Genomic DNA, 26,066 nt, shown 5'->3' on the forward strand with positions numbered 1-26,066 from the left:
TAGGTGATTTTAATGAATCTAATAAAAATTACGGATAATATATGGGAAGTTCCTATCGGATACACTGAAGGGATGAGAGTTCCGGGAAGGATTTATACATCAGAAAAATTGATGAAGAATTTAGAGCCAGACGCGATAAAACAAAATGCTAATGTGGCAACACTTCCTGGTATTTTAAAATATTCAATTGCTATGCCTGAGATGCACGTAGGTTATGGCTTTCCTATTGGTGGCGTTGCGGGTTTGGATGGAAATGATGGAGTAATATCCCCTGGCGGGGTTGGATTTGATATAAATTGTGGTGTTAGGCTTTTAGTTACTAAGATACCTATGAAAGACCTGCTTTTAAAACTGGATCAGCTGATAGAAGATATATTTAAAACGATACCATCTGGTGTTGGTTCAAAAGGAAGATTAAAGCTGGATGCCAATGAACTGAAAAAAGTCTTTGAAGAGGGGGCAAGATGGGCTGTCTCTAACGGATATGGCACTGAAAGAGATTTAAATTTTTGTGAAGAAAATGGTTGTATGAAGGATGCAACTTCGGATAAAGTAAGCAAAAAGGCGATAAGTAGAGGATTATCACAATTAGGAACTCTAGGATCTGGTAATCATTTTTTAGAGATCGGATGTGTAGAAGAGATATTTGATACGGACGCGTCTAAAGTATTCGGTTTAGAGAGAGGGATGACCACGATAATGATACATACGGGATCAAGGGGTGCCGGGCACCAGATCTGTACGGATCAGTTGGAGGTGTTTGCGAGTGCCGTTAAGAAATACGGTATAAAACTTCCTGATAAACAGCTCGCTTGTGCCCCATTAGGAAGCAAAGAGGCAGAGGAGTATTACGGAGTTATGTGTGCAGCGGCCAACTATGCATGGGCAAACAGACAGATAATAACACATTGGATGCGGGAAGTATTCGATAAAATTTTAGGAGATAACGATTTGAAGATCGTATATGATGTTGCTCATAATATAGCAAAGATAGAAGAACATATAGTAGACGGGAAGAAAAAGAGGGTAATAGTCCATAGAAAGGGGGCAACACGCGCGTTTTCGAAAGATAACGAGCATATACCTATCGAATATCGTAGTATAGGACAACCTGTGCTGATTCCAGGAAGTATGGGAACTTATTCTTACGTTCTGAAAGGGACGGATAGAGCGATGGAAGAGACATTTGGAAGCACCTGCCATGGATCTGGAAGAGTGTTAAGCAGAAGCAGTGCTAAGAGAAAGTATCGTGGAGAGAACGTTAAAAAAGAACTTAAGGAGCATGGGATCATAGCCAAAGCGGTATCTGATTCTGTTCTTGCAGAAGAAGCACCACTGGCTTATAAATTGAGCGATGATATCGTCGATGTTGTGGACTCTGTGGGCATATCTAAAAAAGTGGCTAAGATTAGGCCCTATGGGGTAGTTAAAGGATGAAATATCTAAGCTGATGAGAAAGATTATACAATAATATGCGATCTGCTGAAGGATGTAGGTTATGTGCTAAAGGGGCAAAGATGGTCCTATTTGTCACGGGTCTATGTAATAGATGCTGTTTTTATTGCCCATTATCTGAAAAAAGGTCTAAAAAAGATGTTGTTTATGCGAACGAGAGACCGGCCTATAGTGATAAGGACGTATTGGATGAGAGTGTAAAGATGAGGGCGTTAGGAGCAAGTATAACTGGTGGAGAACCGTTATTAGTCTTAGATAGGACTATTTACTATATACAATTATTAAAGAGAGAATTCGGCAAGAAGTACCATATTCATCTCTATACCACCCAAGTTATCGATAAAAAGGTTGCTGATGAACTAAGTTCGAGCGGATTGGATGAGATAAGGTTTCATATCTTGGATAAACCAATAAGATATAGAGATGGCATATCCTATCTTAAAAATGCCGGAGTATGTGTTGGAGTAGAAATGCCGCTCGTACCGTTACCATTTATGGAGAATAGGATCATTGAGATTATAAAATGCCTCGATATAGACTTTTTGAACCTGAACGAACTTGAGTTTTCAGAGACGAATTATATAAATATGAAAAAAATGCAGATAGAGACCGAAAACGGTATATCTGCAAAAAAGAGTACCGAATTTGCAAATAAGATTATAGATAAATATAAAAGAAGGATTCCAATAAATTTCTGCACGGCCGCGTTTAAAGATGGGATTCAACTACGTAGAAGACTGATAAGAACGGCAAAAAATATCGTAAAAAGTTACGAATCTATTACAGAGGATGGTACTATTGTTAGAGGCGTTATAGAGGGAGATATTAAGGATATAAAAGATATAATAGGAGGATTACCTTTTGAAGAAGTAGATGGTAAGATTTATATGAACGCGTATCTTCTCAGAAGGGTAGCATCTCTATTCGCAGATAAGAATGTTATTGCATATATAAGCGAGGTATATCCTACTTGGGATGCATTAGAAGTCGAGAGAGAGTATATTAAAGATTATTTTGAAGATTCTCATCAAAGTAAAAATTAAATTAAAAAATATTCAGAGTTGTTTGATATGGATCCTAATTATCCAAATATCTTGGTGGCAGACAGTATATCTGAGGAAGGTATAGAAAGATTGCAGAAAGATGCAAACTTGGATGTCTTAACTAATATAACAAAGGATGAACTATTAGAGATAATAGATAGATACGATGCATTGGTGGTAAGAAGCAGAACTAAAGTTACAAAAGATATTATAAACAGAGGAAAAAGACTAAAAGTTATTGGTAGAGCAGGTGTTGGTGTGGATAATATCGATGTGGAAACAGCTACTGCAAAAGGCATAATCGTGATAAATGCACCAGAGGGTAACACCATCTCTGCAGCAGAACATACGATAGCTATGCTTCTCAGTCTAGCAAGAAAGATACCGCTTGCCAATTCATCTGTTAAAAAAGGAGAATGGAAGAAGAGTGATTTTATCGGTATTGAGGTAAGAGAAAAGGTAATAGGAATAATCGGGTTTGGCAGGATAGGATCATACGTTGCTAAAATGGCTCACGGATTAGGAATGAATGTTATAGCCTACGATCCATACGTAGTTCCAGCAAATATTGAAAAAACTGGCGGATTAAAGGTTGATTTTGATACAGTATTGAAAGATTCAGATTTTATAACGGTTCATGTTCCTCTTAACAAGAAAACTACGGGTTTAATAGGAGAAAATGAGTTCAGAAAAATGAAAAAAGGTGTTCGTATTATCAACTGTGCACGAGGAGGAATAATAGATGAGACTGCTTTATATAAAGCGATAAAAAATGGCATAGTTGCAGGCGCGGCGTTAGATGTATTCGTGAATGAGCCACCTAAGAATAATCCTCTTTTGGATCTTGATGAAGTCGTTGTCACGCCCCATCTGGCTGCATCTACAATCGAGGCACAGAAGAACGTCGCTATTATTATAGCAAACCAGGTTCTAGCTGCATTAAAAAACGAACCAGTGATGAATGCTGTAAATATGCCTGTAATACCTAAGGATGCAATAGTCGTAATCCGTCCTTATATTCCTCTTTCTGAAAAATTAGGAAAGATTGCTTCACAATTGGTAAATGGGACTATTTTACGAGTGAAGATGATTTATAAAGGAGATATAGCCGGATATAATACCGAATATATAACCAAATCTGCGTTGGTTGGTATATTTTCCAATATTTTGAATGAGCATGTAAATCTAATAAATGCTCCGGTTATCGCAAATAATAGAGGAATAAACATTTCAGAAGAAAAAAGCAAAGATATTGAGGATTTAACCAATTCTATCACAATAGAAGTGGAGACAGACTCTATGAAAAAAGTGCTTATCGGTACTATATTTGGAAAGAGCGAGGAGAGGATAATAGGCATAGACGGATTCAAGATAAACGTAATTCCATCAAAATATATGCTGATCTCCAATCATACGGATAGACCGAGTATAGTAGGAAAAATAGGGAAATTGCTGGGAGATGAAGATATAAATATAGCAGCCATGGAACTGGGGAGAAAAAAACCTAGAGGCGAAGCGATAATGGTTCTCAGCGTGGACTCCCCTGTTCCTGACCATATACTTGAAGAGATAAGAAAGATAGAAGGAATCCATGATGCCATATTAGTCTCTATATAAAATAATGTAATGGAACGATCGCAGAGAATACCAGCCTTTTTATGCTATTTATATCTCTCTGATGAAGAGATAAGGAAGTATGATTGCCCTATTTATTTTTTTTACATATTACCTTACCACCTAATCGACACTGTTACCAAGAAGTTCAATTATATGGTCTGTAAGCCTATCCACTATAACGATCTTATTTACAATTCCCACTTTTCTATCGTTCTTATTTACTAAAGCAGCAATTGCATTAGGATCTTCTATGATCTTAGTAATAGATCTATATAGAGGATCGTCAGCATTTATATTTATTGCCTTGTTTGAGATAGATCCTACCTTATCGTCGGATCTGCCATCTAAAATTGCCGCAAAAACCTCTTTTATTGAGACAATTCTAAGTTCTCCCTCCTCTAAAACAGATACCGCGTATAATTTTTCATTTTTCATCTTTAATGCAACATCTTTTATCGTAACGTTACCCTCTACTACCACAAATTCGGTCATAAAATCTTTTGTTGGATGTTTTGGCAACGTCTCTATATATTCGGCGTCGATTAATATCTTATTACTAACAGCATCCTTCCCTTCTATTACTCCACTAACAAGAAGTTTATTTACTGGGGTTGGCCCAACAGTGATTTTATCACCTATCTTAAATATCTCTATATTACCCAATATTTGTATCTCTGCTTTGCATATGTTGGGATGTCTTACAGTTGTGAAAGATACCTCTTCTACGTTTACCTCTTCTATCAATTTATTATTTACCCGTACTTTTATTATAGCCTCTTCCGGTAATAAATCTATACCTAATGCTTCGTATGCCTTTATTCTTGCTCTATATCCACCCTTTGGACCTGGAACTCCATCCACTAAACCTAATGCCTTCATTGTCTGCATCTGATTTCTAATTGTTCCTGGGTTTCTTTTTATAAATGTGGCAATATCTTCTCCTCTAATTGCCTCGCCTTTCTTTCTCTGTAGAGTTATCAAGGCCATCAAAGTCTCTCTTTGTATCGGTGTTAATTTCAAACTCATTTGAGAATACCTCCTATTTTATTAATTTTTATTATTATTTCTTTAAATATTTCTATTCTTTTATTATCATATAAAAGTTATTTTTATATATGTTCTCTTTATATATAGTATTTTATCTAAAAATGAAATACTATATATAATTTGTTGATAATCTTAAATGAACTTTTTCTGTAATGAAACGTATAATGATAAATATTGTTAGATATATAGGTATAGATTATCTTTATAAATCATTTATCTTTACTCTCTTGTAGAGACGGAGAGTAGCCACGTTTTCTGACGTTTAAAAAATTTTCTGCATGCTCTAAGACACCCCTCGATTCAGCATAAGTCAACAATTTATATGCCTTTTGGTATGTTGCCCATGTATAAGCAGTATGCTCATCTGAAATCTTTATCTCATCCGTCTCTACCCTTGTAAGAAATAAAGTAACACTCTTGTTTATCATTTGATCATTTTTAGTAAAGGTATAATTTATTTCCTCTTTAAAACCATCTATTATATCCAAATCGGTTATTCCAGTTTCCTCTCTAATTTCTCTGATAGCTGCATCTATCTCTTCTTCTCCTTGCTCGATATGCCCTTTTGCAAAATCCCAATGGGATTTTTTATGTTTAAGAAGAAGATAGACTCTTTCGTTATTATATTCTTTATATGTTATAAATCCTGCTGATCTCTCTTTCTTCATATTCAAAGAACCTTTTAGATATTATTAAATATATATCAATATAACAATATAAAAAGGGATAATAATGGTAAAAAATATACGCGATTCGATTAAAAAATTGGAAGTAACAGCGATTTTTGAGCTTATTTGGCCGTCTCTATCTAAAAAAATAGATAAGATAACACCTCAAGATATATCTACTGCTATCGATAATTGGGATGATCCATGGAATTATATAACTCCAGATATCGAAGAAAAATTAGCAACGTTAAAAGACAGATATAACACCTTGATTAGAAGGTATATTAATATTATAACTCCTGAAATGATGATGGATATATTGCTTAAGGAGAGACCCAATATTGCCAAGGCTATCATCAGTCATAAAGACGGTGATAAATGGTGGACAGAGATAATAAATAATGGAAAGAAGAGAATCATGGAAGACCTTGATAATAAAAAATATTAAATAATAGATATCAAAACCATTCGCCAAGCGTTCTTTGCTGATCCGTTTTCGAAAGATTGATCTCGTCTAAGGTTTTTATCACTCGTTCTCTGGAAAAATCATGCTCGTTACATAAAAACTCGATTATTTTCTCTTTATCTGGTTTATACCATACCAACCTATACTCTTCTGTAACGTTTGGATGGAGAAAAATATTTTTTATATCATCTAAATTCTCTATCTCTTTACCAATAGCCGCCAATACTTTTTCTATACTTCCATATTTTTTTATCAATTTTAATGCTTTTTTAGGTCCTATATTTCTTATTCCCTCATTATAGTCCGTTCCAACAAGAATGGCAATATCTACCAATGCCTCCCTATCTATCTCATGCTTTTCTAAAATCTCGTTTAATATATATAGTTCTGGTGTTATATCAACATACTCCTTCTTGTTAGGTAATTTTCTCTTTTTACCCACAGCTAAATTCCTAACGAGCTGAGTAGAACCAAACAATAAAGAATCATAATCTTGAGATGCTACAATGTCTACATCGCCTTTTATAGTCATAAATGCTGCCTGTGATTCTCCTTCTGATGGAGCAAAGACAGAAGGAATACCTAAATATTTTAATAAAATTACTGTCTCTTCTATTATCTTATGATTTAATCTTGTAGACATCTGAGCATATTTTATGGCGTTTTCAAAATCTTTATTCTCTCTTGCAATTATATACTTCTCAAATGCTTCTTCACGGATAATTTTTCTCTTATCTATCGTGTCAAACTTTAATTGAGGTGGCTCTCCGTCAAATACATATACCGGTTTGATATTCTTTTTTAACATGTTAGAAGTTCTATAAAAAACGCCAGAAAGATGGGAAGTAATATTTCCTTTACTATTTATCAAAGAAGTGCCATTTTTCTGCCTTATTATCGATATAAACTGATATAAAGTATTATACGCATCTATTGCAAGTTTCTTATTGGCCAAATCTTCAAAAGATACCTCTTTTTTCACAAGGATCGGACTGATATTTCTACTCATATATTAAACTGTTCAATTTAAAACTATAAGTATTTAAACTATGGCGAAAGATATATTAATAATAAAAATAAATAATTGATAAACAATTTTTTAAAAAATAAAGATATGAAACCAACTAGTAAATGCCTGATCGATTATAAACATCTTCCAATAGGTCTTGATATAGAATTCGTATCTGGTAGTTATGTTCCATTAGATGAAAAAATCCTTGATTTTAACAATAAAAAAGTCTTATACGTGATCGGTAGTGCTATCTTAGATAACTCTTGTTGCGGAGTTGCTGGATGTAGATATGCTATAGTGCCCGGATATATCGTTGACTTTAAATATAAAAGGGAGAATAGTCTGTTTGTATCAAAGGTCGAACCCATACGGGATTTAAAACAGAGACAGGAGATTAAAAAGATGATAAAAGGACGAGAAACAGTAAAACAGATCGATTTTTGGTAAATTCTATGTAATAAGGTGTAGTATGAGGATACTCGGTTCAGAAGAGAAGAGAAAGGAATTAATAGATGAGTTAAAGGCTAAAGGCTATATAATAAGTAAGAAAGTAGAAGAAGCTATGTTATCTGTTCCAAGAGAGCTATTCATCCCTGACAATAAGATAATGTATGCATACGAAGATCAACCTTTGGAGATCGGATTAGGACAGACGATCAGCGCACCACATATGGTTGCCATGATGACAGAGATTCTAAATTTACAAGAGGGTAATAAGGTGCTCGAGATAGGTACAGGATCGGGATATCAAGCAGCCATCATATCGAAGATCGTTGGTAAAGATGGAAAGATCGTATCCATAGAAAGATTTGCAGATTTGGCAAGATTTGCAAAGGAAAATTTGAAAAAAGCTGGAATAACTGGTGTAAAGATCGTAATTAGTGACGGATCGCTAGGATACAAAGATGAGGCACCATACGATAAGATATGTGTAACCTGTGCAACACCCGATATACCTCCACCGTTAATCGAACAACTCAAGCCTGGTGGTCGTATGGTAATACCGGTAGGTAGCAGATATTTTCAGGAACTTTTTGTTGTAGATAAGGATGAATATGGACATATAACAAAAAAAAATACCGGTGGCGTAGTTTTTGTTCCATTGATTGGTAAATATGGGTTTAAATATGGAATCTAACCTTTGAATATAACAATACTTTACAAATATCATCCCTTTTTTATATGTCTTAATATATGAGGAGCCTCTTTTAAAATCAATTGTTTCATGGCTAACTTCACGGCGTTTGGAGATCCTGGCATGACAAAGATAACCTTATCTCTTACGATACCGGCACTTGCCCGAGATAAAATAGCAGCGGATCCTATCTCTTCGAAGCTTAGATATCTGAATAACTCACCAAAACCATCTATCTTCTTCTCATAATATTTTGATGCCGTCTCAATGGTCAGATCTTTTTTAGCAAGTCCTGTACCTCCACTAATCAAGATTACCTCTGCATCCGATTCTATTGCATAAGATAGTGCATTATCTATCATATCTATGTCATCTGGTACCAATTTGTATAAAACAAGATCGCTTTTTGCTTTTTCTATCAGATCCTGCATTATTTCACCACTAACATCTTTTGCATCGCTTGGATTGGATACATTTTTGTAATTTGAGTATCTAGAGCTGCTAACCGTAATTATTCCATACTTCAAATCTTTTTTTGCATCTTTTTTATGATCTTCTGAAGACATGATTAAACCCTTATTTAAATAATTTTTTCTTAAATATCTTTTAATCATAAAATTATCTTTTCTAACATTCTACTCCACGTATCATACATCTCAATCAGCGAAACATTTAAAAGATCTTTATTGCCATCTTTTATAACCAGCCTATCTCCTCTCGTCTCTCCCAATCTTATAATACTCACGCTGCACTCCATAAAAGTTCGAATCAAATCTTTTTCATCGTCTTTTTTTACTTCAACGAGCCAACGCGTGTTAGATTCAGAGAATAGTTTTATATCACTTCTCATACCTTTAATACCAGATATATCTAGATCAGCACCGATACCTCCGCCCATACACATCTCTGCAACAGCAACAGCAATACCTCCTTCAGAAACGTCGTGTGCCGAGATTATAATCTCGTTTTTAATACCATTCAATACGGCTTCTATAGACCTTCTCAATCTATCAACATCTACAGAAGGGACCACGCCTTTCTTTCCTATAATCTTCAGATACTCAGATCCTCCTAATTCTTCATACGTATCTCCTATTAGGTAAAGCAAGTTCTCTCCTTTTATATCTGACGTAACAACCTTTCTTATATCTTCTACGATACCTACACCAAAGAGAGATGGTGTCGGTACTATTTGCGAATCTTCAATCTGCGATCTCTCATTATAAAAACTGACATTTCCCGATGCATAAGGAATTTTTAGTTCTTTTGCAATCTCACCTAGCGCCCGAACGGATTCATAAAAATCTCCCATAACGATTGGCTTCTCAGGATTTCCAAAGTTAAGAGTGTCTGCAAGAGAATGCGGTCGTGCTCCTACTGATACCAAGTTTCTACAAACCTCATCCACTGCAGAGAGAGCCCCTTTATAAGGATTGATCCCCATAAAAGATGGGTTTATAGCTGCGGATATCGCAAGCCCCTTGTAAGAATCTTCCAAAGGCTTTATAACGGCTGCATCTCCATGTGAAGGATTTTTTATACCTCCATTTAAAGGTTTCAGGATCGTTCTGCCACCCACCTCATGATCGTATCTCCTTATTACAGACTCTCTACTGCAGATGTTCAAACTTGATAAGACTGATAAAAACATACTGTTATAATCTTTCGGTTCATCAAAATACTCTTTTTCCTCTTTAATCTCTCTTACTTTTATCTCCCTATCGTATCTTATACCGTTTATCAAAAAATCCAACTCCAGCTCATATATCTTCTCACCATAATATGTTATTATAAATAAATTTCCTGGCAGAGATCTTCCTATAATGGTTGCAGGAACGTCCCAGTAATCGAATATTTCTAATACTTCATCTACTTTATCCGGACTTATAGATAACATCATTCTCTCTTGAGATTCAGAGACAAGAATCTCCCAGGGATGCATCCCTTCTTCCTTTAGAGGAACTTTTTCTATCTCTATACACGCCCCACATCCAGCCGCAAAAGACATCTCACCAATGGCACATGAGAGCCCTCCACCCCCCAAATCCTTCATCCCATCTACAAGACCTTTATCTGTCACTTCCAGACATGCATGGATAAGAGGCTCTTCTAAGATAGGATTTCCCAACTGTACGGCACTACGATCTTCTTCTGATCTCTCTGAAAGCTCTGCTGATGCGAATGTAACACCATGTATTCCATCCCGCCCCGTCTTTCCGCCGGTTAAGACGAATAAATTACCTTCTTTTGATCTGCTCGGTACTACCTGGCTTTTTTTTACAATTCCAACACAGCCAGCATTTACTAGACAGTTGTTTTTATATCCTTCATCGAAATAGATTATTCCTGCAACTGTTGGAACGCCTATTCTATTTCCATAATCGCCTATACCGGATATTACTCCGTTAAACAAAAATTTAGATCTTTTATCTCTGTCGGGTAATCCAAAAAACAACGAATCTATAAGAGCGATAGGTTTGGCACCCATACATAGGATATCTCTTACTACACCACCAATACCTGTCGCGGCACCACCATATGGTTCTACGTTAGAAGGATGATTATGGCTCTCAAATGCCACTGCATATGCATATTCTTCATTGAAATCGATTATTCCTGCATCCTCACCAAGAAGAATACCTTGAGATGAGTCGGATAATATAAACCTCTTAAGAAGGTTTTTTGAGCTCTTGTAACAACAATGCTCAGACCAAGCCTGAGCTAACGATTGCAGTTCTATATCGGTTGGGTCTCTGTTAAGCCTTTTAAAATAATCTTTTATTAAACCCAATTCGTACCTATTAAGTCCCAACCCCATCTCTCTTCCAATCTGCTCTAGTTGATCTTCTGAGACAGAGAGGTCTATCTTTTTTACGTTTGATAGGTAGTACATATCTCTCTTTATTCGATGATCTCTATATAATAATCGTGTATTACAGGATTTGCAAGTAATTTATCACATATATCTTTTATTTCTTCGATAGCATCATCTTTTTTTTCACAATCAATCTCTATTATATACGATTTTAACGTTTTTACTCTTATAACATTATCAAATCCGAGAAGTAACAATGCTTTCTTAATATTATCCCCTTCAGGATCTGATATCCCGTTTTTTAATCTTATTTTAATCTCTGCCTGCATGATTACCCCTATTATGTTAAGTTTATTATTTTATATTTTTTTCCGCTTTCTCCTGCCTTATCAACTGCGTATTTTACTCCTATCGGTCCAATTATCTCAAATATGACAGTAGTTGCAGTGATTATCGTAATTGCCAAAGATCCAAGATATTGTCCAATCTCTCCATAAGCGGATAGTTCTTTTGCAACCATAGATGCCAGCCCGATTGCTACACCAGCTTGAGAAAGTAAGGCAAATCCCAGATATTTTTGAATAACAGGTTCTGATTTTGCCAATTTACTACCAAAGAATGCACCGATCATCTTTCCTACCACTCTGCATCCTATATATATAAATCCTACCACTCCCATCTTGATAAATAGATCCGGACGTAGTTGTAATCCGGCCACAATGAAGAATATAGTATAAATAGGAGGAAGAACATCTTCTATTATGTTAAAAGACATCTTACTCACATTTGGAGCTAAGTTAGCGAACACCACCCCCAATGATATACAGGCAAGTATCAATGATATGTCTAAAAGCTCTGCCAAACCTGCACAGATTAAAATGGCTGATAATGAAATTATAAAAAGATTACTTCTATCTTTTATCATCTTTGCAACATAGGAAAATGCTATTCCACAGATAATACCAAGTATTATCGCTCCACCGATCTCTATCAATGAACCGACTATTGTAGCAGATATAGACGAAGAACTGCCAAGCATAACTCCAACCATAGCGATAGCAGCAGTAAATATAATTACTCCGATCCCGTCATCCAATCCAACGATCACCGTAGTAATCTTACTTAAATTGCCTCTTGCTTTACAACTGTGAATCACAGCCATAGTACCAGCAGGAGCAGTAGCAGGAGCTAAAGAACCAAGAAGTAAAGCAAGGATTAAATCATGGGTATATAGATATATTCCAAGTGTTACTAAAATAAAAGCAGCGAGCGATTCAAAAATTAGTATTATTCCAACATCTTTTCCCATTTTTTTAAGAAAATCGATTGTAAAACTTCTCCCAATCATGAAAGCAACAAATGCGAGCGTAAAACTAGTTATTATATTTATAAGATGAGGACTTAATTCTACAAGATGGATTACAGGTCCTAAAATTATACCGACAATGATATATCCAACGATCGTTGTAAGCCCTAAACGATTGGTTATCATTCCTACGAGAAAACCAAAAGCGAGTATGATACCAACGGATAGAATAATGTTGTCTATTACCATGAGTTTATAATGTTATAAAATTTGATTATCAGCTGATGGATTGTTATTTCGCCCACTATCTCTTCATCTTTCAATACAGGAAGGCTCCTCACGTTGTGAAAGGTCATCTTATCCAATACATCTTTTATTTTCTCCTCTTCCGTACATATTATTGGATTTTTCGACATTATATTCTCCGCATTTTCAAAGAATTCGTAGTTTAAGGATGTTTTATTTGGTACCCCAAAATATGAGATCTTTTTGCCTGGACGGAGAATATTTAGAAAATCTTTCTCTGTTATAACACCAACAAGTCTTCTGCTATCTCTGCTCTTTACGACCCATGCATGATTATTTACGGCAATAAACGCGGCAGTCTCCATTATTCCCATATTTTGATCTATTATGGGAATAACCGATAGCCGGCTCTCCATAACATCTTTTACTCTCTTTTCATAAAATTTATCTAATATTGTTCTATAATCTATCGGCATCTTTAAAACACCATTTTAAAATATAATATCTGTTCAAGAACGCCTATCATTATGCATATCTCTCAAAATATTCCCAAACTCTGAATTGATTATAGATCGTACGCCCATAGTCTTTGGATGAAGATCTACTTCCACAATCACGTACTGGTGTTTTAATATTTTTTTAAGCGGCTCTACCTGTCTTAACCCATTAGTGATAGAAAAAATCTCATAATCCATATTTTTGAGAGGAACAGCATGCGGTACACCAGCAATAACCAAAAAATCTACATTTAGCTTTTTTACAATTTCCGCAGCTTTTTTTCCGGTTATTGCATACTCATCCAATCCACCCGTTATGTAATCGATCTTCACACCGCTCTTTTCAAGATCTCTCTTTATAATCTTTGCATCATTCCTGATTTTAGAAAGCCCAAGATTGCTAGATAAATTGGCGATATTTATGGGTTTGATATCATGGGATACTTCATTTACTGCGCGCATTATATCTGCAAATATGTAAGTAGTCTCTTTCTTTGAATTTAATATGCATGCACCATGTTTTCCCTCGTCTATTAACTCCAAAAGTCGTTTTCCAACCAGGTATTTAGAGTCTCCCTGTGATGGCTCGATGTATGCTTTATACGCCGCCCCAAAATTTTCTTCTAACTTTGTTGCCTCCCTCATCAGATATTCCTGTCTCTTAAACTCTTCTTCTGTTATAATACCAGACGAAACTGCAGATTTTAGAGCTGCTATTACGCCTGCAGTATTCTCTTCATAACCTCCATGTATATCTACGGTCAAGACGGGTATATCTATACCAGCATCTTCGACAGCACCATCGATATCTTCACCAACAATCATACTGGCACACGTCCCTACGATAGCCATATTTTTTGGATTAAACATCTTTATTGCCTTATATATCGTCTCTACAAGCGCGTCATGGCCGCCAAAGATGAATTTATCCTCGCCCATCCCTGTGGTAACTACCTTGACACCGTCTTCATCTAAGAGTCTTGCATGTTTAAAACAGCACCCAGGTGGCCCATGAACCACAATTAAATCTATATTTAGATCTCTTAGAGTATATAATGCAGCAGCTATAGCATTAGGCCTTGGATGTAATGTAAGTGCCATATCTATCCCCATCTTTTAACAAAAGAGATTATCATGTCTCCTTTATCCAGCAAGGATAAAGCATATTTTATTCCGTCGTTCATCGTCTTGAATAAGGTATAATCGCTAATAACATCTTTTTCATGATCATCATCACAATTTTTATCTTTTATAATCAAGATAAGGTCAAAACATTCTTTGTAATCGTTTAATATTCTATAAAAATCGTTTTTATCAAGACCATTACAGATGTATTTGGTCTCTTCCCCTATAATCAAGACAAGCCTTCGTCTATTATTTGTTAATGGATTTACAAAGATGGAACGATCTTTCAAGATTTTATCAAGATGGATCAATCTTACACCTGAGTTTGAGTTGTTTAATAGATATATTCCATCTATCATTTTAAGATCCATTCTGCCTTCTACACCTGAGAAATTAACCAAAAAATCTGTTATATCGGTATCGTCCACGTTTAAGGATAACGCTGCCGTGATAGATGAGAGTAAAGATTGGATATAAAATTCTTCTTGTATTGGTAATAGATTCATAAGAGAAAGATTGATAGATCCTGATCTTCTTATATTCGATCTTGATGTATCAAGTATCTTTATATTGTTATAGACGATCACCCTACCATCACAATCTCCTATATTGTTATCTTTTATATAGACGATACCTTCATCTTTTTTACTTAAATCATCTCTGTGTATATTATTTGTTAGATCAGGATTGTAATCATAATCATTTTGATAAACACCGAATCTAATAATATTTAGATTATCAAAACAATTTATCAAATCTTTATCTATATCAGATGGGACTATTACCGTAGATCCATCGTTTATATTCTGTATGGATTCTAATTTAACAATACTAGCCCATTTTGTATTTGATGCGATAGTATAATCCTCTTTTAAAGAAGAAACGATGTTTATATCTCCTATACCAGAAAAACCTAACGATATCTCGAAGATAGCAAAATCTGGATAAAATTTATCGAATAGTGCTTGTCTTACTACAGGTAATATACTTGCAGGTGCTATGCTTAACCTTCCCACTTCTTTAATCTTGTTTCTATAAAGATAAAACGTTCCAATACTTGTATGCAATAGAATTCTATAATCTGGATTTGATGATTCTAAAATAGAATATAAGATCGATAAAGTACTTGTTTTACCTATAGTACCCGTTATTTCTATCTTAATGGAATCCCTCAAATAATTTTTAGACTTAAAGATATAATTCAACATTTGATGATGGTTTATTATCGTACATCCGGATTTTAACGCTTTTTTTAAATATGGGTTATCTCTGCTTAAATGTACCGGAGCGACCACCAAATCTTTTTTAGATATATTGTATCTAAGCTCACCTTGTTTATAAACATCTATCACCTCACAATTAAAACCAAGACTTACAAGATCTTCTCTAAACCTATCAGCACCATGAACTATGTCGAATAGATATATCTTATCGATACTTTCTATCCTCACGACAAAGCCTCGTTGATTCTATCAAGAGCGATATCTAAAAGTCTGTCGTCGTACTCTAATGGTCTTGTATAGATAAGATCAACCTTTCTTCCGTCGACTTCTATCTCTGCTGTATTACCATCTTTAATACCGAGTTGTTTAGGAATATCCTCAAGTACATGTACCCCTTTAGCTAAAAAGAGCGGAAATACAACAATTTTATGCACATCGGTATTTAATAGTTTTTTAATACCATCTGATATGCTTGGCTGCTGTATATTCAAAAAAGCTACTTCTACATTTTTAATTTTTTTAGATAATTCTTCAGCCAATTTGTTTATTATATTTGAATTATATTCTAAATTGCTGCCATGTCCCACCACCAGCAATCCGATATCTTCTCTCATTAAAATTCCTCCTACCGAATGGTACTATCTACTCATTAATATTATTTTCTATCGATATTTGTGTTACTTTTTGTTACTATTTATAATTTTTTTTATACTTAAGAAGAAATTTCAAATTTTAAACAAGATAGGATAAAATAAGACCTTATTCAGATAATAAATATAGCTGCAGCTATTACAGTAGTCCAAAGATGGTTTTTATCGCCATAGGCAGATTTACAGATATTCATAGAGTTGAAGATTCTACCACTTGCTCTGTATATATCTTTCCGCTCGTCCCATGCAATAGAAGGATCAAATTCTATTCCTAACGTAGTAGCAAGCATCGTTGCAGCTAGATCTTCAGCATAATCTCCTGTCTCTTTCTCATTCATGTCAAAAGCGTGGTACTCTGATAGGTATCCATAATGATTATTACCACTCGGTATTGCCAAACCAACTGCGGCAGATATGAGCCTGTTCGGCTCGTTTGTCTGATTTTTTGCCATAATACTATATACTATCTGTCCTGGTTTTAAATACTTTAATCCTTCCTCCTTTGTCAGTATATTACAACCTGGAGGAAATATACTCGATACCATTACTATATTGTATTTTTCTATACTTGCATCTCTTAATGCTGTCTCAAACGATGCAAGTAGATCTTTATGAACACCTACACCTTTTGTAAAAAATATTTTAGACGGAATCATTTTATAATCCGTCTTTGTTGGCTATATATTAAGTTTTTGATGAGACAATTCTTTATATTATACTGCTTATGCTGAGCGAAAAATCAATTCCTTTGACACTGTGTGTTAAAAATCCTACCGAAATTAAATCTATACCTTTTATAGCATAATCAAGTATATTTTCTGGTGTTATTCCTCCAGACACCTCTAAAATAAGATTATTTCTTAAATTTTCTCTCTCTAATATATCTATCACTTTTTTTATATCGTTGGAAGCAAAATTATCCAGCATAATAACTTCTGCACCAGATTGTGCTGCTTTTATAGCATCAGCAGGAGTTTCTACCTCTACTTCTATTTTTTTAGTAAAATATTTTTCTTTTCCAGATTTAATAGCATTATCCAATCCCAATATAGCGATATGGTTGTCTTTTATGAGTATCGAGTCGCTTAAACCCATTCTGTGGATATATCCACCACCGATCATCACAGCTTTTTTATCAAAGTATCTTAATCCAGGTGCTGTTTTCCGAGTAGACGATATTTTAATATTAAATCCAGTTTTATCGATCTTATCTTGTAGCATTCTAGTAAGAGTTGCTATGCCGCTCATTCTTGATAAAAGGTTCAAAGCGGATCGTTCTATAAGTAAAATATCTCTTGCATTACCCTTCATATGACATATTCTCTCATCTTTATAAATTTTCTCACTATCGTGATGTATCGGATCGATATCTATACCAAAATAGTTTGATAATATAATAAGCTCTTCCATTCCTGCTAAAATACACGCCTCTTTTGAAGAAATGTCTGCAGTTATACTTACATCTGGACTTATCAAAGTAGAAGTAATATCACCGTATGGTGCATCTTCTTCAATAAATTTTAATAATTTCTGTATAATGAATTTCTCCATCTTATCTTCCTATCTTTTGAACATATATTAATAATTTCTCTTCTTAATTTCAAGGTATGTTCAATATTATTAAATATCAAAATTATAAAGGATTATCTACAGTAGATATCGATACTGGTTATTGTTAATATTTATATATCCTCGCTATAAATAAAGATATAAACCAAACCTTGTAAAACTTCATATAAGAGATGTTCTAATAATGGACCTTTCAGATTTAGTAATCGGAGAGAGTGTGCATAAATCAAAATGGATGCATCTTCCCAGGATTGTTGTAGTTGGTCATAATAAGATATATGATATCATAGACGTATGCAACGAGTTAAAACTTGATGGGAATGCTCTTATCATATGTGGACCTAATACTTTAAATGTGGCAGGTATATTGGTTAAAGACTTATTGGAGGATAACAATATAGATACAGAAATAAAAATAGTCGATGAGGCTACCATAAAAGAGGTCAACAACGTAAAAAAAATTGCTAAAGAGATTAATGCTAATTTTTTAATTGGTGTAGGTGGCGGAAAATCGATAGATGTTGCAAAACTAAGCTCTTTTGAGCTGAAAAAACCATTTATAAGCATACCTACTGCGGCATCTCATGATGGTATCGCCTCATCAAGATCATCTTTATCTAGAAGAAAACAGCATGTATCGATAGAGGCAAATGCTCCTATTGCTATAATTGCAGATACCGAGATTATCTATAAAGCGCCATATAGATTGCTCGCAGCTGGATGTGGTGATCTTATATCTAATTTTACTGCAGTCAAGGATTGGCAACTTGCCAACAAACTAAAAAATGTAGAATATAGTAGTTATGCGGCTGCATTATCTCATATGGCTGCAGAGATTATAGTAGAGTCTGCCAGTATTATAAAACAACGCTTAGAAGAGTCTGCATGGATTGTAATGAAAGGTTTAGTCTCCAGTAGTGTTGCTATGAGTATAGCGGGGTCTTCTTATCCTGCAAGTGGATCAGAACATAAATTCAGTCATATGTTGGATAAGATAGCACCAAAACCGGCGTTACATGGTGAACAATGCGGTGTGGGTAGTATCATGATGATGTACCTCCACGGAGGTGATTGGAAGTTGATAAGAGATACTTTAAAGACTATAGGATGTCCCGTATCCGCCACAGAGCTTGGGATAGATGTAGAATATATAATAGATGCTCTCGTTAATGCTTATAAAATTCGTCCTGAGAGGTATTCTATATTGGGAAATGGTATAACTATAAAGGCAGCAAAAAAACTTGTAAATATAACAAAAGTAGGAGAGTGAGATAAAGATGGATAATGAATTAAAGGTTACACTAATTGGCACAAAACTTGCAACCGTTGGTAATGAATTTATATTTTTTGGTAATGGCACGGAAGAATGCGAAAATTGTAAATTAAGAAATAGTTGTATGAACTTGGAAAGGAATAAAAGATACAAGATAGAAAAAATATGTAACGATACTGTACATGACTGTTATCTGCATGATGGTGGAGTTAAAGCAATTGCAGTTAAAGAGGCACAAATAATCGTTTCGTTAGATCATAAAAAGGCATTAGAAGGGGCTAAAATAGAATATAATTTCATAGAATGCGATAATTTGGATTGCGAATTTTTTGATTTTTGTCATCCAGAGGGGGTTGTTAATAATGGTCGTTATTTAATTCAAAAACAGCTATCCAATATCGATTGCCCTAGAGGATACAATCTGAGACTTGCTGAGATATTTAGATTATAAAGGTATATAGAAATATAAGTAGTGAGATAGATATACAATTGAAAAATATTAAAAAATAAAAATTAAAATATTTGAGGAGTTAAAAGATGGTATTATAGAGAGACTACTCATCATTTTCATCGCTTTTCTCCGTCTTTCGATACCTCTCTATATACTTAACCTCTTTAAGATCGAGATTATCTAAAAGATCATCTGCAATACTCTTTTTAAATACCATCCACTGCCGATCTATAGATAACTCATAGCTAACATAGATAGATGCTATATTATCTTCGGATATCTCCACTTCGTCGACGTCTTTGTTAACGTAGACTTTAATTAGAGATTTTATCTGTTCTATTGGGTCTTCTATTTTTCTAACAATCTTGTAGTTGTATTTGAGCACTTTACCCGCTAAAGGTAGATTAAAATCTACCAAGGCACGTCTTCCTACCACCCGCTCTATCGTACCAATCTTTCCATCAACCATCACCCTCATTCCAGGTGTAGCATCCTCTTTAATCTTGTTTATCGGTATAAGCATCTTTAAATCTTCTTTATAATCCCCAAAGCCTTTTTTTGGCGGTATCTCCACATTACCTTCGTATTCTACCTCTTTACCGATCAACTCCTCCTCAAGTCCTTTTATTATATGGCCTGCACCCAACATGATGGTAATTGGTCCATATTTCAGATTCTCTTTGTAAATCCCCTCTTTCTTAGCCAGCTCTTCATCTGTAGTATCAAATATCTCATTATCTACCATGCCTGTATAGGATAGCTCTATTGTATCCCCTTTTTTTACTACTGTACCATTCATATACATTTTTTATCTATCTGATAAATTTCTCAGTCATTGGAATACTATGTTTATCTAATCCTAACTCTTTTGTACTAAATCCAAAAGAAAGCCCGATCAATTGCGTGATAAACAATATAGGAAGATTATACTCCTCACCAAACTTTTCTTTTATCTCGATCTGTCCTCTATCCATCTGTAAATGACAGAATGCACAAGTATCTACAGAGGCCTCTATTCCTGCATCCTTCATATTAGCAATTTTTTGCCTGGTAAATTCGAGAGAAGTATTAAGATCCCTTGATCTTAATCCGCCACCAGCGCCACAACACATAAGTTTATCTTTATAATCGATACTCTCTGCACATGTTGCTTCTATAAGCTCGTCTAGGATGGTTGGCTTCTCAGGACTACCATGACCTCTAACTAGACTAGGTTTCAAAAAATGGCATCCATAATGTGCCCCTATTTTTGCATTGATCGGTGAGACTACCGCATCTTTTATCTTATCTACACCAATATCTTCGTATAGAACTTCAATGATATGTTTCACCTTTATTCTTCCTTTATATTCAAGTCCTTCATCTGAAAGAATCTCATTTACCCATTCTTTAAGTTCAGGTCTCTCTTTTAAAAGATGATCTGCCTCTTGGAGGGATCCGTAACAACCGTTACACGTTACATATATATCTAAACCAATCATATCTGCCAATGTAACATTTCTTGCCGCTATAAGTAACCATGTATTCAAGTCGAAAGATCCAAAAACACCGGGTGCAGGACAACAGCTTGCCCCATTAAGGTCTCTTGTCTCTATTCCAAATCTCTTTAAAACTTTAATAGTAGAAGCTTCTATACCAGGATACCTGTTAGGTGTTATACACCCAAGAAAATAAGCGTATTCTTTCATTTTTCCCCCCTCTCTTCTAAACTCATCGTATCCCAATCAAATCCAACTAATTTGTCAAAATTGGTCTTTTTAATTATCTTACGGATAGATTCCAACGCCTTTGGAAACTTGTGTGTTGTTGGTGGAACCTCAGATAATCCAAGCTCCTTTCTCAATTTTTTTGTCTCATCGTTTATAGGAACAGCATGGCCGGTCTTTATAACATAACTAGCGGTAGCTCTGTGAGATTTTGACATATATCCCTCTTTTGCTGCCAAGTTTCTTACCGCTCTTATTATATCTGTGATCCTTACCTCTCTCGGGCATCTTTCATAGCATGTGTAACATGTTGTACACATCCAAAGGTTCGGATCAGCCAAGACAGACCGATCACCTGCTTGTAGTCTGTTGATCACTCTTCTTGTCCTATATGATGTTACTCTACCAGAAGGACAGCTACCGGTACATTTACCACACTGCATGCATGCTAAAAAACTATCTATGGTATCTTTACCGATTACTTCACCACACTCTTCTATCTCACTTAAAAGACTCAATTGTTACACCTCTTCATGACACCTATAGCCTTTACAGCAGCAGCGCTACCCTGCATTAGAGAATCCTGTATATCTTTCGGACCCTGACAACAACCTGCTATAAAAATCCCATCTTTCTCTGTCTCACATGTATCATATATACTCTTTTCAACAAAGAATCCACAATCGTCAATTTGCAAACCTAACACCTTGGATAATTCTGCAGAATCTGATCTCGGCTCAACACCTACTGCAAGGACAATTAAATCAGCATTAAATTCATACGCATTTGATAAAAGTGTATCTTCCGCCCTAAGAACTACTTGGTCACCCGCTCCATATATCTCTGCTGCAACTCCTCTTCTATATAAAACCTGTTTTTTCTGCACCTCTTCATAAAATTGCTCACAACCTTTTCCAAACGCTCTCATATCTATGTAAGAGACGGATATGGTAGCATCAGGTATCTTCTCCTTTACCATGTATGCTTCCTTAGCGGTATACATGCAACAGATTCTTGAACAATATGGATTATCCACTTTTTTATCTCTCGAACCAATACAATGGGCAAAGACTATCGATTTAGGCTCTTTACCATCTATTATTATCTTTCCTTTTGTTGGTCCATTTTCATCTAGCATTCTTTCAAGCTCTAACGATGTTATAACGTTTTTATACTTATCGTATGCCAGTTCAGGTCTGAGATTAGGATCAAACGGATCAAACCCAGTAGCAACTATTATTGAACCTACATCGTCTATTTGTACTATCTCTCTCTTTTCCTCAAAGTTGATACCATCACAGACCTCATTGCATCTACTACAGCCCTCATCCTTGAAATGTAAACAGGATTTTTCATCGATTACGCAACCATAAGGTACAGAATAGGAGAAAGGAATAAAAATAGCCTTTCTCTTATCAAACAACCCAAGGTTGAACTCATTTGGAACCTCTACAGGACAAACCTCCATTGCCTTCTTACAGGCATCATCAGTACATTTTTCAACGTTTACATAGGTTGGCCTCTTTTCTACCTTTACTTTGAAATTACCTACCTCGCCATCTACGCTAAGAACTTCCGCGTTTGTAAGTACGGTTATCTTCTCGTGATTATAAACCTTTTCCATAAGAGGTTTCATAAAATCTTTGATGTCCGTGAGATTAGGATAATTCTTTGCTATCTGAACTGCATGGCCACCCAAAGAGAAGTATCTCTCTACCAGATAGACATCATATCCAGCATCTGCCAGATCAAGCGATGCCTGTAGTCCTGCAGGACCGCCGCCTATAATAAGACTTCTCATTTTTATCCCTTTATCTCTTTAATTTTTTGTGTCAATGCTGGAATAACTTTCAATACGTCATCTACTATTCCATACTGTGCCACCGAGAATATTGGTGCTTTTGGATCTTTGTTTACTGCTACAATCATATTTGCCCCTTTCATCCCTGCAACATGCTGAAAAGCACCGCTTATACCGAGAGCCAGATACAGTTTTGGTTTAACGGTCTTGCCAGATGTTCCAACCTGTCTTTCTTTTGGAAGCCAACCGTAATCTACTATCGGCCTGGAGCATGAAAGGACGCCACCCATTATTTTTGCAAGCTCTTCTACTAATGGTATATTTTCTTTATCCTTTATACCTCTGCCAACCGATACCAAGATATCTGCTTGGGTGATATCCACCCCACCAACTTCTGGCTGTACAAATCCTACAAACTTCTTGTTGGTTATCTCTTCCTTCAATGGTGAATCTACTCTCTCAATTTTGCCATTTTTTTCACTCAACTCTTCTGCAGAAAACTCTCCTGTCCGTATTGTGATTATATAGGTCTCTGCATCTTTTAAGTAGTAATCTGCTAAAACTTTCCCATTATAGATAGATCTCGTAACTTTTATATTCCCATCTTTTGAGATATTGACGACGTCGGTAGCGATTGGTAAACCAAGATCTATTGCCACTGCCGGAGCAATATCCATACCCATAGATGTATGACCCATAATCACGATCTTAGGCATCTCTTTTTTTACTAATTCATCTAAAACTCTAGTATATGCCTCATTGTTGGTATCTATCTTAGGATCTTCTACTATAATCACTTTATCAGCATATTTTACCACTTTTTCTGCCAAATCACTCACATTTTCTCCGCTCAATACTGCTATTACCTCATCGTTCAGCTTCTGAGCCGCAGATAAAGCCTCAAACGAGATATCCATCAATTTCCCTTCTCTGTGCTCAATAAATACAAATACAGCCATTTATAATACCCCCTTTCCTTTTAATACAGAAGCAAGTTTTGCCGCCGCCTCTTCTGTGGAGCCACCAATAAATTCAGCCAATTTTCCTGGCGGTGGCAGATACATCTTATCCAATCTAACCATCGGTTCTATACTGCCAATACCAAGGTCAGACTGAGTTAATACATCCAATGGCTTTTGTCTTGCTTTACGTATCCCTGAAATAGATACGTATCTCGGCTCGTTGATACCTGTCTGTATTGTAAACAATGCAGGCAACTTTATATCATAAATCTCGTTCAATCCCCCTTCAAGCTCTCTGCTTGCTTTTATGCTTCCATCTAAGACTTCAATACCATTAACCATTGCTGCATGAGTTATTCCTAACATCCGAGCAACTAATACCCCGGTGACACCCCTATTAAAATCGCCTGATTGTGCACCAAATAACACAAGATCAAATTTTTGATTTTTTATGACGGCAGATAAAACATTTGCAAGAATATATGCGTCCTCTGGATCTTCCATATCGACACGTATTGCTTTATCTGCACCCATTGCAAGGCTTCTTCTTAATATATCTTCTACATCTTTTGGTCCGACCGTTATAACTGTAACGGTTCCACCATATTTCTCTTTTAGCTGTATTGCTTCCTCCACTGCATAGTTATCCCATTCGTTTATAGTAAAGGTTAACCTACTCTTTTCTATATCTTTACCGCTTTTTTCTACCATGACATCTGCTTCTGCAGTATCGGGAACTTTTCTTACAGATACTATAACATCCATTTTTTACCTCCATTTCTTATTTTATAGTTTATTTCAAAACTTCATCCAATATCTCAAATATATCTTTTACTTCCATACTCTCCTCATATCCTGCCGTTGATCTGCCATCTTCTAAGGTAGATAGACAAAAAGGGCAAGCTACTGCTATTATTTCTGCATTCAAAGCATTTGCATCTCTTACTCGTATAACAGCGTTTCTTTCGCCAGTTCCTGTGCCCTCAGACCACATCCTTCCGCCGGCTCCTTCGCAACATAAACTCCGATCCTCTCTTCTCTCGAACTCAACAAGGTTTATACCAGGTATAATACTCAATACTTTTCGTGGCGGATTGAATATGTTGTTTCTCTTACCGAGGTAGCATGGATCGTGATACACTACTGTCTTATTAAACTCATTCATCATATCGCTTGTTAATCGTCCTTCTTCAATAAGCTCTGCTAAAAATTGGGTATAATGTTTCACATCTAATTCTAAATTCGGAATCTCGATACCTTCTTCCTCAAGTCTCTTCTTATAATCTTTATAGTCTGTTGTAAACGTATTATATGCATGTGGTGATAGAGTTATTATTTTAGAGATACCGAAATCTTTAAAAAGGTTCATGTTGTCCTCTACAAGCATCTCAAATAATCCAGATTCTCCCATCATTCGTGCCTCACTACCGCAACATGGCTCTTCTTCACCCAAAACACCAAAATCTACTCCCAGTTTTGTTAAAACATGTACTGCCGCTCTACTTACTTTTTGTATCCGGGTATCGTAAGATGCTGTACATCCAATATACAACAAGTATTCCGCCTCGTCTCCTTCAGAAAGGTTTTTAACTTCTACATCCAGATCTTTCATCCAATCTGCTCTCTTAGATTTTGGCCTTCCCCATGGATTGTTATTGTTTCCTATACTTTCAAGAGCATCCCGGATTGTTGAAGGAACTTCTCCTTCCTCTACCAATATAGATCTTAACCCTACAATAACTTCTGATGGTTTAAGATCTCGAGGACAGCGTACTGTACATATTCCACAGGATGTGCAGTCCCAAATCTCCTCATGCTCTTTAACATCCTCATTATTGCCGAGTATCGCGATTCTCATTAATTCTCTTATATTAAAATCACTTCTTAATGATACTGCGCAGCTACCTGTACATTTTCCGCATTGCATACATGCATATACTTCATAAAGTTCATCAAAGTTAGTCTCTTCGACTTCCATCATCTTTATCAGCTCTCACAA

At 35.6% G+C, this 26,066-nt stretch carries 28 protein-coding genes; 8 read left to right on the plus strand and 20 right to left on the minus strand.

The genetic code is table 11. The features are described 5' to 3' along the window. Positions 1-12: 12 nt before the first annotated feature. From LPC15_RS01900 to serA, 3 genes are read left to right on the plus strand one after another with little or no spacing between them, the layout of a single operon-like run. Positions 13-1,437, plus strand: coding sequence for an RtcB family protein (locus LPC15_RS01900; RefSeq protein ID WP_229235020.1), 1,425 nt, complete (start codon positions 13-15; stop codon positions 1,435-1,437). Positions 1,438-1,472: 35 nt separating this feature from the next. Continuing rightward, complete coding sequence (locus LPC15_RS01905; RefSeq protein WP_229235021.1) at positions 1,473-2,498, plus strand: radical SAM protein; 1,026 nt, start codon at positions 1,473-1,475, stop codon at positions 2,496-2,498. Between the two features lie 27 nt (positions 2,499-2,525). After that, positions 2,526-4,115, plus strand: coding sequence for a phosphoglycerate dehydrogenase (gene serA, locus LPC15_RS01910; RefSeq protein ID WP_229235022.1), 1,590 nt, complete (start codon positions 2,526-2,528; stop codon positions 4,113-4,115). 120 nt (positions 4,116-4,235) lie between these two features. On the opposite strand, the gene LPC15_RS01915 is transcribed toward serA, so the two are convergent. Both LPC15_RS01915 and LPC15_RS01920 read right to left on the minus strand, forming a co-directional pair. Then, the gene (locus tag LPC15_RS01915; protein ID WP_229235023.1) at positions 4,236-5,141 is read right to left on the minus strand and encodes an HTH domain-containing protein; all 906 of its coding nucleotides are present in this window, start codon (positions 5,139-5,141) and stop codon (positions 4,236-4,238) included. 230 nt (positions 5,142-5,371) lie between these two features. After that, positions 5,372-5,830 (minus strand): bis(5'-nucleosyl)-tetraphosphatase, encoded by a 459-nt coding sequence (locus LPC15_RS01920; protein ID WP_229235024.1) that lies wholly within the window; start codon positions 5,828-5,830, stop codon positions 5,372-5,374. 64 nt (positions 5,831-5,894) lie between these two features. Between LPC15_RS01920 and LPC15_RS01925 the strand changes: the two genes are divergently transcribed. Then, positions 5,895-6,278, plus strand: a complete 384-nt coding sequence (locus LPC15_RS01925) for a hypothetical protein (protein WP_229235025.1) — start codon at positions 5,895-5,897, stop codon at positions 6,276-6,278. Positions 6,279-6,288: 10 nt separating this feature from the next. On the opposite strand, the gene fen is transcribed toward LPC15_RS01925, so the two are convergent. Beyond that, positions 6,289-7,305, minus strand: coding sequence for a flap endonuclease-1 (gene fen, locus LPC15_RS01930; protein ID WP_229235026.1), 1,017 nt, complete (start codon positions 7,303-7,305; stop codon positions 6,289-6,291). A 105-nt stretch (positions 7,306-7,410) separates the two neighbouring features. Between fen and LPC15_RS01935 the strand changes: the two genes are divergently transcribed. Further along, the gene (locus LPC15_RS01935) at positions 7,411-7,755 is read left to right on the plus strand and encodes a hypothetical protein (RefSeq protein ID WP_229235027.1); all 345 of its coding nucleotides are present in this window, start codon (positions 7,411-7,413) and stop codon (positions 7,753-7,755) included. A gap of 22 nt (positions 7,756-7,777) precedes the next feature. Next, positions 7,778-8,446 (plus strand): protein-L-isoaspartate O-methyltransferase, encoded by a 669-nt coding sequence (locus tag LPC15_RS01940; protein WP_229235028.1) that lies wholly within the window; start codon positions 7,778-7,780, stop codon positions 8,444-8,446. A gap of 29 nt (positions 8,447-8,475) precedes the next feature. Here LPC15_RS01940 and LPC15_RS01945 read toward each other — a convergent pair whose 3' ends face one another. The 10 genes from LPC15_RS01945 to nadC all read right to left on the minus strand — a co-directional run bounded on the left by LPC15_RS01945 (position 8,476) and on the right by nadC (position 17,856). Next, positions 8,476-9,009, minus strand: a complete 534-nt coding sequence (locus LPC15_RS01945; protein WP_229235029.1) for a MogA/MoaB family molybdenum cofactor biosynthesis protein — start codon at positions 9,007-9,009, stop codon at positions 8,476-8,478. 44 nt (positions 9,010-9,053) lie between these two features. Continuing rightward, entirely contained in the window at positions 9,054-11,336 is a 2,283-nt protein-coding gene (purL, locus tag LPC15_RS01950; protein WP_229235030.1) for a phosphoribosylformylglycinamidine synthase subunit PurL, read from the minus strand. An 8-nt stretch (positions 11,337-11,344) separates the two neighbouring features. Beyond that, the gene (purS, locus tag LPC15_RS01955) at positions 11,345-11,587 is read right to left on the minus strand and encodes a phosphoribosylformylglycinamidine synthase subunit PurS (RefSeq protein ID WP_229235031.1); all 243 of its coding nucleotides are present in this window, start codon (positions 11,585-11,587) and stop codon (positions 11,345-11,347) included. Positions 11,588-11,598: 11 nt separating this feature from the next. Next, entirely contained in the window at positions 11,599-12,813 is a 1,215-nt protein-coding gene (locus LPC15_RS01960; RefSeq protein ID WP_229235032.1) for a cation:proton antiporter, read from the minus strand. Then, entirely contained in the window at positions 12,807-13,286 is a 480-nt protein-coding gene (locus LPC15_RS01965; RefSeq protein WP_229235033.1) for a cyclic nucleotide-binding/CBS domain-containing protein, read from the minus strand. Before LPC15_RS01965 ends, LPC15_RS01960 begins: the two co-directional genes overlap by 7 nt. A 33-nt stretch (positions 13,287-13,319) precedes the next feature. After that, positions 13,320-14,408 carry a Ni-sirohydrochlorin a,c-diamide reductive cyclase catalytic subunit gene (gene cfbD / locus LPC15_RS01970; protein WP_229235034.1) on the minus strand — a complete coding sequence of 363 codons (1,089 nt, stop codon included), beginning with the start codon at positions 14,406-14,408 and terminating at the stop codon, positions 13,320-13,322. A gap of 2 nt (positions 14,409-14,410) precedes the next feature. After that, a complete protein-coding gene (locus tag LPC15_RS01975) occupies positions 14,411-15,883 on the minus strand; it encodes a hypothetical protein (RefSeq protein ID WP_229235035.1) in 1,473 nt (490 codons plus the stop codon). Further along, positions 15,880-16,269, minus strand: coding sequence for a sirohydrochlorin nickelochelatase (gene cfbA, locus LPC15_RS01980; RefSeq protein ID WP_229235036.1), 390 nt, complete (start codon positions 16,267-16,269; stop codon positions 15,880-15,882). The genes LPC15_RS01975 and cfbA overlap by 4 nt, the downstream gene beginning before the upstream one ends. A 149-nt stretch (positions 16,270-16,418) precedes the next feature. Further along, complete coding sequence (locus tag LPC15_RS01985) at positions 16,419-16,961, minus strand: pyruvoyl-dependent arginine decarboxylase (protein ID WP_229235038.1); 543 nt, start codon at positions 16,959-16,961, stop codon at positions 16,419-16,421. Positions 16,962-17,013: 52 nt separating this feature from the next. Beyond that, positions 17,014-17,856, minus strand: a complete 843-nt coding sequence (gene nadC / locus LPC15_RS01990; protein WP_229235039.1) for a carboxylating nicotinate-nucleotide diphosphorylase — start codon at positions 17,854-17,856, stop codon at positions 17,014-17,016. A 202-nt stretch (positions 17,857-18,058) separates the two neighbouring features. Between nadC and LPC15_RS01995 the strand changes: the two genes are divergently transcribed. Both LPC15_RS01995 and LPC15_RS02000 read left to right on the plus strand, forming a co-directional pair. Next, a complete protein-coding gene (locus LPC15_RS01995; protein WP_229235040.1) occupies positions 18,059-19,144 on the plus strand; it encodes an NAD(P)-dependent glycerol-1-phosphate dehydrogenase in 1,086 nt (361 codons plus the stop codon). 7 nt (positions 19,145-19,151) lie between these two features. After that, positions 19,152-19,598: a UPF0179 family protein gene (locus tag LPC15_RS02000; RefSeq protein WP_229235042.1), complete on the plus strand. Its 447-nt coding sequence runs from the start codon at positions 19,152-19,154 to the stop codon at positions 19,596-19,598. A 103-nt stretch (positions 19,599-19,701) separates the two neighbouring features. On the opposite strand, the gene LPC15_RS02005 is transcribed toward LPC15_RS02000, so the two are convergent. From LPC15_RS02005 to LPC15_RS02035, 7 genes are read right to left on the minus strand one after another with little or no spacing between them, the layout of a single operon-like run. Further along, entirely contained in the window at positions 19,702-20,397 is a 696-nt protein-coding gene (locus LPC15_RS02005) for an FKBP-type peptidyl-prolyl cis-trans isomerase (RefSeq protein WP_229235043.1), read from the minus strand. A 13-nt stretch (positions 20,398-20,410) separates the two neighbouring features. Next, a complete protein-coding gene (gene hdrB / locus LPC15_RS02010; RefSeq protein ID WP_229235045.1) occupies positions 20,411-21,286 on the minus strand; it encodes a CoB--CoM heterodisulfide reductase subunit B in 876 nt (291 codons plus the stop codon). Beyond that, positions 21,283-21,822: a CoB--CoM heterodisulfide reductase subunit C gene (hdrC, locus tag LPC15_RS02015; RefSeq protein ID WP_229235046.1), complete on the minus strand. Its 540-nt coding sequence runs from the start codon at positions 21,820-21,822 to the stop codon at positions 21,283-21,285. The genes hdrB and hdrC overlap by 4 nt, the downstream gene beginning before the upstream one ends. Then, positions 21,819-23,105, minus strand: a complete 1,287-nt coding sequence (locus LPC15_RS02020) for a CoB--CoM heterodisulfide reductase iron-sulfur subunit A family protein (RefSeq protein WP_229235048.1) — start codon at positions 23,103-23,105, stop codon at positions 21,819-21,821. The genes hdrC and LPC15_RS02020 overlap by 4 nt, the downstream gene beginning before the upstream one ends. A 2-nt stretch (positions 23,106-23,107) precedes the next feature. Further along, positions 23,108-24,064, minus strand: coding sequence for an electron transfer flavoprotein subunit alpha/FixB family protein (locus tag LPC15_RS02025; RefSeq protein WP_229235049.1), 957 nt, complete (start codon positions 24,062-24,064; stop codon positions 23,108-23,110). Continuing rightward, complete coding sequence (locus LPC15_RS02030; protein ID WP_229235050.1) at positions 24,065-24,832, minus strand: electron transfer flavoprotein subunit beta/FixA family protein; 768 nt, start codon at positions 24,830-24,832, stop codon at positions 24,065-24,067. Between the two features lie 28 nt (positions 24,833-24,860). After that, positions 24,861-26,048, minus strand: coding sequence for a (Fe-S)-binding protein (locus LPC15_RS02035; RefSeq protein ID WP_229235051.1), 1,188 nt, complete (start codon positions 26,046-26,048; stop codon positions 24,861-24,863). Between the last annotated feature and the right edge of the window lie 18 nt (positions 26,049-26,066).

It is taken from the genome of Candidatus Methanoliparum sp. LAM-1 (assembly GCF_020885915.1).
In the GTDB taxonomy this organism is placed as follows: Archaea; Halobacteriota; Methanoliparia; order Methanoliparales; family Methanoliparaceae; genus Methanoliparum; species Methanoliparum thermophilum.